General features: G+C 71.9%; 11 protein-coding genes and 1 pseudogene. 4 read left to right on the forward strand and 8 right to left on the reverse strand.

Annotated features, from left to right (window positions below; translation table 11 throughout):
• Positions 1–380 precede the first annotated feature (380 nt).
• Positions 381–899: pseudogene (locus ADY01_RS22265) on the reverse strand (transposase); the annotation flags it as partial.
• Positions 900–1,091: 192 nt separating this feature from the next.
• Here ADY01_RS22265 and ADY01_RS22270 point away from each other — a divergent pair.
• Positions 1,092–1,604 (forward strand): hypothetical protein, encoded by a 513-nt coding sequence (locus tag ADY01_RS22270; protein ID WP_049576566.1) that lies wholly within the window; start codon positions 1,092–1,094, stop codon positions 1,602–1,604.
• 68 nt (positions 1,605–1,672) lie between these two features.
• On the opposite strand, the gene ADY01_RS36115 is transcribed toward ADY01_RS22270, so the two are convergent.
• The 3 genes from ADY01_RS36115 to ADY01_RS22285 are packed head-to-tail and all read right to left on the reverse strand — an operon-like array spanning position 1,673 to position 6,734.
• Positions 1,673–2,470: a hypothetical protein gene (locus ADY01_RS36115; RefSeq protein WP_053171103.1), complete on the reverse strand. Its 798-nt coding sequence runs from the start codon at positions 2,468–2,470 to the stop codon at positions 1,673–1,675.
• A complete protein-coding gene (locus ADY01_RS22280) occupies positions 2,467–3,132 on the reverse strand; it encodes a hypothetical protein (protein WP_049576569.1) in 666 nt (221 codons plus the stop codon). Before ADY01_RS22280 ends, ADY01_RS36115 begins: the two co-directional genes overlap by 4 nt.
• 5 nt (positions 3,133–3,137) lie before the next feature.
• Complete coding sequence (locus tag ADY01_RS22285; RefSeq protein WP_049576571.1) at positions 3,138–6,734, reverse strand: AAA family ATPase; 3,597 nt, start codon at positions 6,732–6,734, stop codon at positions 3,138–3,140.
• 808 nt (positions 6,735–7,542) lie between these two features.
• Here ADY01_RS22285 and ADY01_RS22290 point away from each other — a divergent pair.
• Positions 7,543–7,830, forward strand: a complete 288-nt coding sequence (locus ADY01_RS22290) for a hypothetical protein (protein ID WP_049576574.1) — start codon at positions 7,543–7,545, stop codon at positions 7,828–7,830.
• A gap of 129 nt (positions 7,831–7,959) precedes the next feature.
• Here ADY01_RS22290 and ADY01_RS22295 read toward each other — a convergent pair whose 3' ends face one another.
• The 4 genes from ADY01_RS22295 to ADY01_RS22310 form a co-directional block, all read right to left on the reverse strand.
• Positions 7,960–8,679 (reverse strand): hypothetical protein, encoded by a 720-nt coding sequence (locus ADY01_RS22295; protein WP_049576577.1) that lies wholly within the window; start codon positions 8,677–8,679, stop codon positions 7,960–7,962.
• A gap of 3 nt (positions 8,680–8,682) precedes the next feature.
• A complete protein-coding gene (locus tag ADY01_RS22300; RefSeq protein ID WP_159001347.1) occupies positions 8,683–9,231 on the reverse strand; it encodes an RNA polymerase sigma factor in 549 nt (182 codons plus the stop codon).
• A 395-nt stretch (positions 9,232–9,626) separates the two neighbouring features.
• A complete protein-coding gene (locus ADY01_RS22305) occupies positions 9,627–11,099 on the reverse strand; it encodes a serine/threonine-protein kinase (RefSeq protein WP_049576583.1) in 1,473 nt (490 codons plus the stop codon).
• Between the two features lie 133 nt (positions 11,100–11,232).
• Entirely contained in the window at positions 11,233–11,652 is a 420-nt protein-coding gene (locus tag ADY01_RS22310; RefSeq protein WP_159001349.1) for a hypothetical protein, read from the reverse strand.
• A 201-nt stretch (positions 11,653–11,853) separates the two neighbouring features.
• Here ADY01_RS22310 and ADY01_RS22315 point away from each other — a divergent pair, with 201 nt between their 5' ends.
• Positions 11,854–12,843, forward strand: a complete 990-nt coding sequence (locus ADY01_RS22315) for an IS4 family transposase (protein ID WP_267888462.1) — start codon at positions 11,854–11,856, stop codon at positions 12,841–12,843.
• A 642-nt stretch (positions 12,844–13,485) separates the two neighbouring features.
• Positions 13,486–13,952 (forward strand): helix-turn-helix domain-containing protein (locus ADY01_RS39865; RefSeq protein WP_199826280.1); only part of this gene is annotated, 467 nt, incomplete at its 3' end.

Genomic DNA, 13,952 nt, shown 5'->3' on the forward strand with positions numbered 1-13,952 from the left:
CCCCCGCCGGCCACCAACCACGCCCTGACCCTCTTCACCGGCCGATCGCTCAGAGAAAACCGCCGCTGTGCACGAAGTATCCACATAACCCCGACCCTGCCCGCCACCACCTAACCCCGTCATACCAACACCCAATCCCTAAGCCTCCCTTGAGCGAAAACCACAGGACCACGAGGGGGTGTCCAGAACCAGGTGGGCGGAGCCGGGGCGCCGGCGCCCGTGCATCGGACTGGCATCCGGATCAACTCCCGGACAGGAACGGGGGCCCCGGGCGTGGGGCCGGGCCCCTCGTGGCGTGCGCCGGGGAGCACCGGGACCAGTTCCTAGGCGCTGTGCCCGGGCGGCGGAGCCGGGTCCGGGCTGAGGCTGATGGTCTGCCAGGCGGCGGTGATCGCGGTGGCGTCGTCCGCCGGGCCGAGCCGGACCGCGTCCGGGATAGCGGTCCAGGACGTGGCACCCGGCTCCAGCACGGCCACGAAGGAGTAAGGCCAGCCGGGGATGAACTGCGAGGCTGTCTTCGCCCGGCCGTAGACGTGGCAGAACAGGCGCTCTGCCGAGCACGGCGCGTCCGACCGCAGCCACGGCGACACATCGGCCGCCAGGACCAGGCGCCTGCCGTCGAAACGAGGCAGCGACAGCCCGGCCAGCGCTGTCCGCAGCCGATCCATGTCGATCCGGCCGTTGTTGAGACCGCCGTACATCGCTCCGTGCCCACGACGATGCTCAGGCAATAACGTCAGGTCCACCGGGGACTTCACCGCACCGTCCGCGCACAGCATCGCGTCCATCAGCTCGAACAACTCATCGCGCCGGGCGGTCAGACACTCGTAGAACTCGCCCCGGAAGCGTGACGCTTCCGTGAACGCTTCCCTCCGGACAGCAGCAGGTAGCAGACTCATACTCACGGCCTTCGTCTTGGTCACGTACACCTTGGTCGGAGCACATGATCAGACGAAGGCCGCTCCCGCGTTCGGCGAATCCCCAGGTGAGCGACTCAGTTCGAGATGCCATTCGAGGCCGGAAGATAAAGAACAAGCTCAGTAGCTGCCCGGCTGCCGAAGCTCGGCGGCGCACACCTCGCCTCAAACACAATGCGGATCTGCGCCGACTGCATCGACCTGTGCACCGCCGTCCTCACCGACGACGACGAAGCACCACCGCCCTCGGCTGGCGTCGACGGCCACGAGGCGGTGGAAGAGGCGATCATCGACGAGATGCGGTCGCTGTGCACGGCTTTCCACCCCACCTGGTCCGAGAAGCCCGCCACCCACGACCCCGAGCTGACGGACGAGGTGCTCCGTCTGTTGCTGAGGACCATGGCGGACCGGTGGGAGCAGGAACGGTACATGCGCAAGGTGCTGCGGCCCTTCGCCGTCGAGCACCTGGTCGATCAGAGGCGGATGGCGCGCGGGTTCGGGCCCCACAGCCCGCTCGCCAACAACGGCCGATACCAGCTCGCCAGCCAACCCGAAGCCCTCGCGGTCTGCGAGCGCCTCACGAACCGGCCGATGCTCCTCGCTGGCCTGTGGCGAGACGAGCTGCCCGAGCGGCTGCTGGCCAACCTCGCGGAAGCCTGGGGCGTCCGCGGCCCCGTCGGCCGGTGAATCACGGGCCGCGCACCCCGGTATGGGGGTGCGCGGCCCGTTCAGGCACCGCGCCGTCGAGCGGGTCCCTAGCCGACGACGGCCACCGCCGTCGTGGTGGCGGGGCAGGCGAGGTAGTGGGTGACCTTGTGGAAGTCGAAGGTGGCGATGGTGGTCTCCACGTCCGCATCCACGCCGGCGAACCGGGTGGCCAGGTGTCGGGGGAGGGCAACCAGGTCGCCCGGGTCGGCGATGTTGACCCACCGGCGGACGCCCGGTGGGCGGTGGCCGGGTGGCGCCGGTACGAGGCGGTCGTGGACCACGTCCGGCATCCCGAGCGGCGAGCCGAGGGTGATCAGGAGTTCCACGGGCGGGTGAGGGTGGGCGTGAAGGGCCTCGTAGGCCACCACCGAGCCGAGGGAGTGGGCGATGACGACCCGCGGGGCGGCCTCGGCCAGCCGCCGGGCCACCTCGTCCCGGGCCGCGGCGCGGCGGTCGGCGTCCCGGAAGTAGGTGTCCACCTCGCGGCAGAACCGCGCCACGAACCGCCCCACCAGCCGTGCGTCCAGCCCGTGGCGCCGGGCGATCCAGTCGGCGGCCCGCCGGGCCGGGGCGGTCAGTCGGCCCTGGGCGACCTCGGCCGGCGCGCCGAGGTTCCGGGCCAGGGCCAGCAGCAGCAGCCGCTCCTCGGCCGCCAGCCACTCCGGCTCGTCCACGCCCTGCGCAAGCCCTGGGGCCAGGTGGTGGGCGTAGTAGGCGACGCGGAGCGGGCGGCCGAGGGCCGCGCCCCACCGGCCGGACAGCAACGCGGCGGCATCGTCCGGCGTAGCTCCGGGCTGGTGGTTGCCGATGCCGTGGACGCCCAGGATCGTCGGTGGCGGCGTCACCGCGGGTGCCCCTTCCAGTGGCGCAGCACGAGGACGTCCCGGTCCAGGCCGACCGCCAGGTGGCCCCCGGCGTCGAGCGCCAGGGCGCCCGCCCGGGCGGGCAGCGGTATCTCCTCGATCGTCGTCCCCGTCCGCAGGTTCACCAGCCGCACCCGGGAGCGCTCGCCCCCCCGCCACCGCCGGGTACCGGTCAGCGCGACGACGGGAACGCCGTCCCACTCCCCCACCTCGGCCCGCGGCCACCCGCTCGTCACCCCGCCGATCCAGCGCAGTCGGCGCTCGCCCAGGATGTCCCAGACGGCGAGGCCCCGGGCCGGGAACTCGGTAGGGGAGATCCCGACCGGCCTGCCGTCCAGCGCCACCACCCGGTGGAACGCGGGGGTCGTCACCGTTCGGATGCCGGACGCCACGGTGACCCTCGGGTTCGCCAGCGGTCCGGCGACCCGGCCGCGGGTGGACAGGTCCCACACGTGCAGCGCGTCGGCCTCGCTGACGCCCAGCACCAGCAGCGTGTGCCCATCGACCACGACGCAGTGCGCCTCCCGGATCCCGGTCGCCTCCGGCGGCAGGGCCAGGAGCGTCTCGGACCGCCACGTCGCGACGTCCCATTCCCGCACCCCGGCGTCCTTGTCCACGGTCACCACGACGGGGCGCCCGGCCAACGTGGTCAGCGTCCGGTGCGGCAGCGGGCGGAGGACCTCGCGCAGGGTCGTCCCGGAGGGGTCGGCCAGCGGGGTGGACGCGAACAGGTGCCCCTCCCACCCGGCGTGGTCCTCGACCAGGACGGAGTGCCGGCGACGGAGACCACGCCGAGGAGGCTCGGGTGCAGGGAGCCGTGCCGGCTGCGGTCGCCGATGGAGTTCAGACGCCACGGGACCCGCGGATCCCGGCCGTCCGCCGGGGGCCAGGGGGCGCCCGTGGCCAGGTGCCAGACGGCCGTCGTCAGGTCGTCCCGGCCGACCAGCACGGTGCCGCCGGGCGCCGGGACGGTGGCGAGGGAACGGACGGGCGCGAGGTGGCCGCGGAACTCTTCCGGCCGCTCCGCTGCGTGCCACAGCCGGACCGCGTGCGGGCCCTCGGCGACCAGCAGCGTCCGTCGGCCCGCCACCGTCGCGCAGGCCGCGCGCACCGGCCGCCCTCGGCCGCTGATCGCAGGGGCGATCTCCGCCTGCCGCCCGCGCAGATCCCAAAGGCCGACGTCGACCTCCGAGCGCCCCTCGTGGGCGAGGGCGACCACGGCGACCGGAACGCCGTCCAGCACGGCGCAGCACAGCACCGAGCCCCTGCCGGTCCTGCTGCGCAACACGCCCGCCGGCTGACGGGTGGCCAGGTCCCAGGCGAGCACCCGCCCGCTGACGCCGTCCGCGACCACCACGACCGGTCGGCCGTCGCGCTCGGCGCAGCCCAGCGCGCCGTGGCTGCTCGCCCCCGGCGTCCTCAGCGGGCCGACGAACGCGCCCGTCGCGCCGTCCCACACTCGTGCGCCGCCGTTCTCGCGGCTGACCACCAGCAGCGGACGGCCGTCGGCGGTGGCGCCGGCGACGTAGGCGTTCCGGGTCTTGACGGGCGGCCCGGCCGGCTCGCCCGAGGCCAGGTCCCAGCCGCGGGCGGCTGTCCCGTCCAGCGACACCAGGGCGACCCGCCGCCCGGACCAGGTGGCGCACACCAGGTCCCGGGCGGTGCCGAGGTTCGCGGGCCAGTCCCGACCGCGCGCCAGCGGCCGCAGCGGGGACAGGTCCCAGACGTCGAGGCCCCCGGGGCCGGCCGTGACCGCGACCGGCCGGCCCGCCAGGGTGGTGCAGGCGACGCGGTCGGCAGGGCCGCCGAGGAGGCGGACCGACTCCAGGTGGGTGTGGGTGGCCAGGTCCCACAGCCGCAGCCGACCGTCGCCGGCGACCGTGACGGCGACCGGCCGGCCCGCGAGGGTGGTGGCGTCCAGGTCGTGGAGCCCGGTCGGGCCGCCGTTGGAACCGACGAGGACCCCGAGCGGCTCCCGGCTGGCGGCGCCGCCGGTGGCCCACAGCGGTTTCCAGCCGAGGCCGTCGGCCAGGCGAGCGGCCAGCGCCCGGTCACCGTGACGGGCCGCGTCCACCGCGAGCAGCCCGCGACGCATCGTCGGGTCGGCACGGCCGGGCTGGTCCATCGACATCCGGTACGCGGCCGCAGCGGTCCTGGCGGCCGGCGACCTGGCACGTCCCAGGTGGCGGGCCAGGATCCCTGGGTCGGCGTGGACCAGGAACTCCGCGTCGGTCAGCAGGTCGTCCACCCGGCCGACCGCCGCGGCGTGCTGGATCGCGTGCCGCAGGACGTACGGTTCGGCCGCGGCGACGCCGAGGGCGAGGAGGCGGTCGAGCAGGCCGGGCGGCTCGGCGACCCGCAGGTGGTCGGCGAGCGCCTGGTGGAACAGCCGGTACAGGGTCGTGCCGTCGCTGTCGGAGGAGGTCCGCAGGTAGAACCGGGACCTGCGCAGGACCTCCAGGACCTCCGCCTCCGCGGCCGCCCCGCCGTCCCCGCCGTCCCCAAACACCCCGGCCACCCGGGCCAGGACGGCGACCGGCATGCCCTGGCCGTGCGCGTGGGCGAGGGCGGTGAGGACGGTGTGGGCGCGCGGGGTGGGGATCTCGGCGTCGAAGACCCGCGGCAGGACCAGCGGGATCTCCCCGGCCAGCCGCCGCGCCCCCGGCACGTCCCGGGTGGCGAGGGAACGCCGGGCCACGGCGTGGTGAGTGACGAGGGCGGCGAGCAGGAACGCGCCCCAGGTCGGGTCGGCGGCCAGCCCGTCGGCGAGTCGGCAGGCGAAGGCGGCGCGGACCGGGGCCAGGGCCAGGCCGTCCAGGCCAGGCCGCAGGGCGAGCAGGTCCTCGACGTAGCGGGCGAGTTCGGCGCGGAGGCGGTCGGCCGCGACCGTGTCGAGGTCCACCAGGAGGCCGTCGTGGTCGGCCGTCGCGCGTAACCCGGCGAACTCCTCCCAGGGCCGCGTCCCGACCAGCACCCGGCAGGTCCGCGCGAGCGGAAGGAGCAGCTCGGTGAGGACCGCCTCGGGTTCGTCGGACTCGTCGAGGGCGTCCAGGACGACGACGGGCGGGGCCTGCAGGGCGCGGACGGCCGCGGTCACGTCCCCGTCCGGCGCGCCGAGCTGGCGGGCGAGGGAGGTGGTCAGGTCGCGGACGCCGCGGTGCCTGGCGTGGAGGGCGACCAGCTGGTCGTGGGCCGAGGGTCGGCTGGTCGCGTGCCGCCACAGGTGGGTGGTCGCGGCCCGCAGCCCGGGGTGGGCGGCGCAGACCAGGACGCCGAGGAGCGCCGACTTGCCGGTGCCTGGGCCGCCGGTGACCAGCGCGATCCCGGGCGGCCCGGCGGTGTCCAACCAGTCGGTGAGCAGGGCGAGTTCGACATCTCGCCCGGTGAAGCAGCCGGCCGCGACCTGGTGGCGCATCGGGCCGTGGCCGGAGGCCCGGTCCATGAAGTGGGCGGCGTCAAGGAACGCGGCGGCGGCCGGGTCCAGGGCGGCGGTGGCGCGCCGGACGGGGTCGTCCTGGTGGCCGGGGTTGCGGAAGAACGGCAGCGGCGGGTACTCGCCGTCCACCGGGGTGGCGGTGACGCGTTGGCCCAGGCCCCGGGCGCCGAGCCGGTCCACCTCGGCGCGGATGCGAGTGATCAGGGTGCCGAGCGGCACGTACTCCTGGCTGGGGTGGAGGTCAAGCGCGCCGGAGCGGACGGCGGCCAGGACAGTGGCGACCGCCTGGCTGAACCGGCCGTCCCACGCCGGCTCCTCGGGTCCCGCGGCGGCGATCACCCAGGCCCGGCCGGCCTCGGCGGCGGCCTGAAGCTGCCAGGGGAGCCGGGCCGCGGACCCGCCGCCGCACAGGTCGAGGAGGAACAGCGCGGGCGGCCCGCCGCGGCGGTCCTCGACCCAGCCGAGCCAGTTGTCGATCTTGGTGTGGTCGGCCCTGCTCCCGTCCGCGCCCACGGCGTACAGGCCGGTGGTGGCGCGCTCGCCGTGGCTGAGGACGTGGGCGACGACCGCCGTGGTCGGGGCGCCGGCGCGGACGGTGGCCCGGACGCGCGCGCCGAGCTCCTCGGCCGTCGGGTCGTGGACGGTCTCGGCCGCGTAGCCGAACGCGGCGAGCTCGGCGGCCAGGGCGCGGGCTCTGGCGGCGGCGAACGGTAACGGCGTCCAGGCGTCGAGGTCGGGCTCACCGTCCGCCGCGGCTGTGGCGAACGTGCCGATGCCCACGCACAGCGCCCGCAGCTCCCCCTCCGCCATGGCCTGACGATACCGCCGGGGAGACGGGCGGAAGGCGAGGCCGCTGTTGGTGGTCGCGGGCCCCACCCAGGGGCCCGCGACTCGATCTGCGATGGCGGGGGTGTTCAGCGCGTCCGGATCCACACCACCAGCAGGCCCACCACCGCCCCGCCGGCGGTGTAGCTGGCTCCCCGCAGAAACTGATCTGCGATCATTCGTCGTCGGCGAGCAGCCCAGCGCGTGGAACGGCGAGAGGTGCGGTCTGGTTCTCGGCCTGATCCCTCGGGTTGGTTATGACGTGTAGCTCTACCATTCAAGGTGTGTCTCCTGTGTGCGAGCGCAGGTGTGGCATGGCGAGGGGGGAGCGCGCAGCCCAGACGGCCTAGGAACCGGGGCTGCGTGGCTCCCCCGCGTCACGTATGAGCGTATAGATTCAAACATCGGGTCCAGAAACAACAAAAGTCAACAACAGTCGGTGAGTTGGCCTCTCCGGAAGGCCAACACATCACCCACCGTGGGTAGATGTCGTCAAGTTGAGAAAGTGCCCTGGTGGGGGTGTGACATAGACCACATCGCACGGTGAAGCAGGGACTCCGCAAACCGCGCATAACCACCACAAAGAGCGAGAGGTGCGCCCAGGCGCGTTTCTTCCCCGACCCGGCGCGCGAACACCAGTGCACGCCCCCAGGCCCACCGGCAGCCAGGAAGCCGCCATCGGCACCAGACGGCTTCCCGCTCGGGTTGCCCCTCTCGCTGACCGTTGAGACGGCGCGCCAGACGGCCGAACCCTGCGACGCGGCCCGATGAGTTCGCGGCGGCAGGCGGCATAGTGCACGCCGTCCGGCGGCGGAGCGTAGTCGTCGGCCGGGTCCTGGCCGAAGTGGTCGCCGTGGCGCGGCTCACCGCAGCGGGCCCAGGCTTCACAGCGGGCCACGGCGGCCCTGACGTCTTCTTCTTCCGCCCAGCGGGGGAGCTGCTCCTCCTGCGCATGGTGGTGGCGTCCCTCCTCTTCCTCGCTCCGGCGGCGGGCCTCGGCCTCGTGCCGCTCAAGGGCCTCCTGGCCGCCCGCGTTGGCCAGTGCGGCTGCCAGGGTCCCCGGCCCGGCCGGTGGCCGTAGCGGCGCCCCGCGGGCCCATGGGGGCCATGATCAGGATCGCGTCGTCGTACTCCGTCCAGTCGAATGCCCCGGGCCCCGCACCGGACATGGTGCGGGGCCCGGGGTGAGCAGACAGCCGTTGATGGAGGGTTAGTTGTGGCAAAGGAGGTCGGCGCGTTCCTCGCCGGGGAGGTCGGCGAGGTACCGGTCGGGGACGGCGACGCAGCCGTCGGTCGTATCGACTTCGCTGACCTGTCTGCCGACGTCGGCGAGCGCGGCCTCGGGTGTCGCGTCGCGGCCCTCGGGGTCGGTGGTCGTCCCGTCGGGGTTATCGGTGAGGAAGCCGCCGGCGTTGAACCTGCGGTAGCAGTGGACGGCCTCGTCGAGCTCGCCGCGCAGGAGGGCCTCGAGGAAGAGGCAGTAGGCGGCGGTGGCGTCACCGACGCCGGCGGCGAAGCGCCACCAGAAGCGAGCGCCGTCGGGCTGGTCGCGCCGGTACAGGAGGCACCCGAAGGCGCGGGCCCCGACCGGATCGGTCGCCCGGTCCGCGTCCATGAAGTCGACCAGACGCTCGGCACTGCCCGGTGCGGTGATGACGGCCTTCGACAGTCCGCGCAGGTCGGCCTCCAATCGCTCGCGGAGCTCACCGCGGGCGGCGGTGTCCTTCTCATCCATCGCCTGCAGCAGCAGCTCGGCGAGCTGGGGTGAGGTGGGGGCGAGCCAGCAGGCGGCTCCGGAGCGGTGAGCGGCGGCGCGCCGGCGCATGAGGCCGTGGATGCGGTTGTGGAGGGCGATGTTGTCCGTTGCCTGCTCGTCGTGGGTGTAGGTGGGGATACGGATCTGCGCGCGGTGCAGGATGTCCTCGATCATCCGTCAGGGGCCTTTCTCTGCGGGCGTGGGCGGGTTAACGGCGAAGGCTGAGGCGAGGCTGCTGCGCGCGGCGGCGAGGTGCGAGCGCACGGTGGAGGGCTGCATGCCGGTGAAGCCGGCGATCTCCTCGGTGCTGACGCCCAGGAGGTAGTGCAGGGTGACGCAGACCTGCTGCCGCGCGGGGAGGTCGGCGATGGCCTGGTGGATCTCCATCCGGGTGGAGATCCGCTCGATCTCCTCGTCGGGGATGCCCAGCAGCGGCTTCACCGACGGCTCGAACTCCAGCCCCACCAGCGCGCAGGGGCTGCGGTCGCGTTTGCGCAAGACATCGACGATCGCGTCCTTGAGGATCTTGAAGCCGAACGCATCGGCCGACGCGCTGGCCAGCGCGTCGTCCCAGCGCAGGAAAATCTTGAAGAAGACCTCGTTCACCACCTCCCGGGCGTCTTCCATCGAGCCGAGCTTGACGTAGGCCCACCGCACGTAGCCCTCACGCTTCCCAGCCACGAACGAGTCGTAGATCGCTGACGGACCGGGCGGATCATCTGCCATGCCGTACATGGCACCGCCCCTCACCGTGACCCCCGAGAAGGAGCCGCGGAACTCTCGTGGTGCTCCGGCCGCGCTGTGGATCCCCCCACACGCACACGGCATCCGGATGACATCGCACCCTCGGACATGGACTTCGGTTCCTTCCTCCTGCCACCGGGCCACCCCCACGAGGCCCGGGAGAACGACGCTCTCACCCCTAATGCCGACCACCAAACCCGAAACGTCCAGCCGGAACCACAAAAATATTGACGGAACGTCACATCAAGATCACCCGATGAGGTATCGGGCCGCCCCCACCACGGACACAGTCATCCACGGCCGGCGCGCGTCGAGGCCCGGGGTGGGGCCGTTCACCCCGCGCTCGGATCGGGATGAACGGTAGGCCGCCCGTGTGGTCATCGCCTCCAGGAGTCCTGGGGGTCGCGTTCGGGCATGCGTCTGGGGTGGGTGAGTCGGCCGTTCGCCGCCCGGGCGAGCCAGTCGGCCCACCGGAGGATGAACTCGTCCAGGTCCCCGACGGCAAGCGGGGTGAAGGGCCAGGCCACCTGCTGCATCGTCATCCCCGGGCCGATGGCGGCGCGTGATTCATGGTGCGGGTTGAACGCGAAGGGTTCCATGGCTCGCGCGGTGTGGCTCAGCGGGTTGTCCATGAAGGCGGTCTCGAACCACTGGTACTGGTCTTCGGTCTGCGCGTCGGCGTACCACAGGGAGTGGCTGCGGCCCTCGTATCCGTGGTGGTCGGCGGGGACCGCCAGCGAGAGGGTCGCGGAGGCGATGACGTCGAACGGCGCCGGCGTGGAGGCGGCACGCCAGTCCGCGGAGGCGGTCACCTTTGGCCCGGACAGCGTCAGCTGGGCGTCGTCGATACGGACGGTCCAGCCCCCCTGGTTGCCCTTGCGGACATCTGCGCTCGGAGCGGCGTTCGTGAGGGCTGTGAGGAAGGCGTCGGCGATGAAGGAGAAAGTGGTCGTGGCGGCCTCGAGCAGCGTCTTGCGGCGGTCGGCCTCGGTGGCGTGTGCCGAAGCCCTGCGGTCGGCTTCGGCCCGGCGCGCGACCGCGTCCTGGTTGACCTGGGCGAGGGCCGCCAGGCCGCCGGAAAGCGGGGCCGCGGGGGTCTGCCCCAGCCGGGCGAGCACGTTGCCGGCAGGTGGGCGACTCTGCGGGGCCCGGAAGAGGCACTCGGTGATCAGCGTGGCCAAGAGAGGGGGAGCGGCAGTGAGCGGTGGTGGGGTTCCGTGCAGGTGCTGCTCCTGGTAGTCGTGCTCGGCCGGTCCGGTGAAGGGCCTGGTGCCTTCCAGGAGCTCGTAGGCCAGGATGCCCAGGGCGTATATGTCGGTCGCGCCGGTGGCCCGCTGGTACTTCCAGACCTCGGGCGCCATGTACGGCAGGCTTCCCGCGCCCTTGTAGGTGTGCTGGGCGGTGGTCGCTTCGGCGTAGCGGGCGATCCCGAAGTCGGCCAGGCACCATCGGCCACCGAGCAGCAGGACGTTCTCCGGCTTGAGGTCGCGGTGGACGACCTCGCGGTCCTTGAGGTCGGCGAGTGCTTCGGCGACGTCGGCCAGAACGGTGACCGCCTCGTTGAGGGGCAGTCGGCCATGCTTCTGAAGGTGGTCGCGCAGGGACTTCTCGGCGCGGGGCATCACCAGCACCCGCTGGTTCTCGTGCTCGCCGCTGTCGATGACCGGCACCACGTTGCGGACGCCGTCCAGATCGGTGAAGAGCATCTCGCGCTCGGTGCCCGGCGCCTTGGGCACCAGCTTGACCGCCGCCCTCTCGCCGGCGGTGTCCTCCGCCTCGAACACGGCGCCGAAACCGCCGTCCCCGATGCGGGCGCCGACGATCCAGTCCTTGTTCAGTGCCAATCTCATGGTGCGCGTTGTCTCCATCGTTAACTGCCCTCCCGTGAGGGCGATTTCGCCGCGCTTCCATGGTCCCAGGGCCCACTGACAGTTGATTGGCAAGGGATCCCATGACGCGCTCCCCTGCCCGCTAGCCTCCCGGCTAGGCCCTAGGGTCGTGGTGCCCTTCGCCGTCCTGAAGACCTCTCAGCTCTCGCCGGATTGCCAGCAAGTGCCGTGCCATGTCCGTCAGCTGTTCCACGTCTTCCGGGTCCAGCGTTTCCGCTGCGGAGACCAAGGGCTCCAAGCCGCACGGGAGTCGATCGCCGGGCTTCACGCGGTACCACTGCTCGGCCACCATCTCGGCAATCCGTCGCTCGGACACCTGGAGGACTGCGGCGATGCCCGGAAAGTACTTGGGCGAAGGCGGGGTCTCCATGTCGTACCTGGCCATGTTGTTCCACCAAGCCGATGACCGGCTGCCTTCCCTCCCTCCCACTCCCCAAGTCAGTGCTTCCATGCGGGCGAAGGTCATGCCTGCGTTGTTTCTGCGCCGCACTGCGGCGCTGAACACGTCTGTCACGCGATCAAGTATCTATCTGAGATGTCAGGGTGTCTATCTGGCTGGCTGAGTTCAATAGCCAGGCTGCCTATCTGAACTTCTAGAAGCAACGCCGTTCAGTTAAGCGTGGGTGCTGTTCGCCAAGGCTGGTGAGCAAGGCAGCGGAGCTGCTGTAGAAGAGGTCTGTCACTCCAAGACATCCTCACCACAGGAGCTCCGCTGTTGGAACAGGCTGCCATAACGAGGACGGCCCGGGTAGCGGCCGGAGCGTTCGCTCCCGGACATATCGGTGAGCTGACCCGGATCGTGCCGTTCGAGATGGTCGATGAGGTACTGGCCGCGACCGGGGCGGTACAGCGGCGGGTCCGGCTGGTGCCGGCGCGGGTCACGGTGTATCTGCTGCTGGCCGGGGCGTTGTTCGCCGGGCTGGGCTACCGGCAGGTCTTTGACCGGCTGTGCGCCGGTCTGGCGGGCCTGGTGCCCGCCAGACCGAGTGGCAGCGCGTTACGGCAGGCCCGCCGGCGTCTGGGGGCGGCGCCGTTGAAGGCGTTGTTCGACCTGGTCCGTGGCCCGGTGGCCACGACCGCTCCCGCGACGCGGTGGCGCGGGCTGCTGGTGGTCGCCGTCGACGGCACGCTGCTGCCGGTGCCGGACGCTCCGGCGAATCTCGCGGTGTTCGGGAAGCAGCGGTGCAACAACGGGGCCGGGGGCTATCCGCAGGTCCGGCTGACGGCGCTGGTGGCCTGTGGGACCCGGGCAGTGGTCGGGGCGGTCTTCGGCCCGGCCACCACCGGCGAGCTGGAGTACGCCGGCCGGCTGGCAGGCGATCTGCGCGCCGGGATGCTGCTGCTGGGCGACCGGAATTTCGCAGCGGCCGGCCTGCTGAACCACCTGGCCTCCACCGGCACGCACCTGCTGGTGCGGTGCAAGTCCGGCCGGAAGCTGCCGGTGGTGGCCCGCTGCGGCGACGGCTCGTTCCTGGCCCGGCTCGGCGCACTGACCGTGCGAGTCATCGACGCCGAGATCAGCATCGTTACACCCCGGGGGGCCCGGACCGGCCACTACCGTCTGCTGACCACCCTCACCGGCCCGTCAGCACACCCGGCCGCCGAACTCGTCCGGCTCTACCACGAGCGGTGGGGTGCGACACGAAGTCGCACGAGGCCGAGTGAATTACCTGATCGGAGGATCGACCTGATGTCGACAGCGTAGTTCCGGGCCAGTGCTCAAGGCCCGTCCCCACTTCGACATGCGTCGCTGGTAACGGCGGGGTGTGGAGCTTGAAGGAGAAGCCCAAGGGCCCCCGTTCCATCCGGGGGCCACAGGCAAGGGGAAGACCGGACGGGTGAACGCGAGTGAACCCCTGATGATGCTTCGTGATCGTGGGCCCCGCCGATGGACTGCTCCAGCGGGGTGCAGGACTGGCCGTTGAGAAGCGGCAGGCGCCGGCTGAAGACCCAACGTCAGCCGGGAGAGCATCGCCGTTCCGGAGTTTAGGGGGCACCCACCCCGGTCGTATCTCACTCGTGTGGAACGTGGAAACCCCGCTGGGGTCCGGACGCGCAAGCGTCCGGTCAGCCGACCGCAAGGAAGGCCCAACTCCCCAGCGGGCACAGGATGACCCAAGAAGCCAATGCCGGTCGCCGAAAGGCAGCGGGAAACCGGGGCAAATGATCAGCACCTCCGCTGGTCGCCCCGCATAACCGGCCGGATACGGGTTCTGCCCGGACCCGCAAGGGTGCTGACGTGGGTCAGGTGGGCCTGTGAGGACTCGATGACCATCAACGCTGAAACTGAAGGGCAAGTTAGTGTCCTGCGCCTGAAATCCTGGCTCTAAGTTGTTAGGGTTGTGGGATGTCGTTTTCGGGGCGGTCTGCCGGTGAGTTCGTGTTGAGTCCGGACGAGCGTGACCAGTTGGTTCGCTGGTCGCAGGGCTCGTCGAGGTTGGCTGTGCGGGCGCGGATCGTGTTGCGGTGTGCGGAGCCGGATGTGGTGTACGCGCGGGTTGCCGCCGATCTGGGCGTGTCGGCGATGACGGTGGGCAAGTGGCGCAAGCGATTCGCGGACTTGCGGGTGGAGGGTCTGGTGGACGCCGGGCGGCCGGGACGTCCGAAGGCCGGTTTGGTCCTGACCGACATCGAACGGGAACAGCTGACGCGTTGGGCGCGCCGGGCGAAGACCTCACAGGCCCTGGCACTGCGGTCGCGGATCGTGCTGGCGTGCGCCGAGGACACGTCGAACAAGCGCGTCGCCGCGACCTTGGGAACGTCGGTGTCCACGGTGAGTCGCTGGCGGCGCCGGTTCGTGGAGTCACGGCTGGA

Source organism: Streptomyces sp. SBT349, from assembly GCF_001083795.1.
Classification (GTDB): Bacteria; Actinomycetota; Actinomycetes; order Streptomycetales; family Streptomycetaceae; genus Streptomyces.

Coding starts and splice junctions, on each gene's coding strand:
- ADY01_RS22270 (WP_049576566.1), top strand. CDS start 1,092: ATGCGGATCTGCGCCGACTGCATCGACCTGTGCACCGCCGTCCTCACC.
- ADY01_RS22285 (WP_049576571.1), bottom strand. CDS start 6,734: ATGGCGGAGGGGGAGCTGCGGGCGCTGTGCGTGGGCATCGGCACGTTC.
- ADY01_RS22295 (WP_049576577.1), bottom strand. CDS start 8,679: ATGATCGAGGACATCCTGCACCGCGCGCAGATCCGTATCCCCACCTAC.
- ADY01_RS22300 (WP_159001347.1), bottom strand. CDS start 9,231: ATGGCAGATGATCCGCCCGGTCCGTCAGCGATCTACGACTCGTTCGTG.
- ADY01_RS22305 (WP_049576583.1), bottom strand. CDS start 11,099: ATGAGATTGGCACTGAACAAGGACTGGATCGTCGGCGCCCGCATCGGG.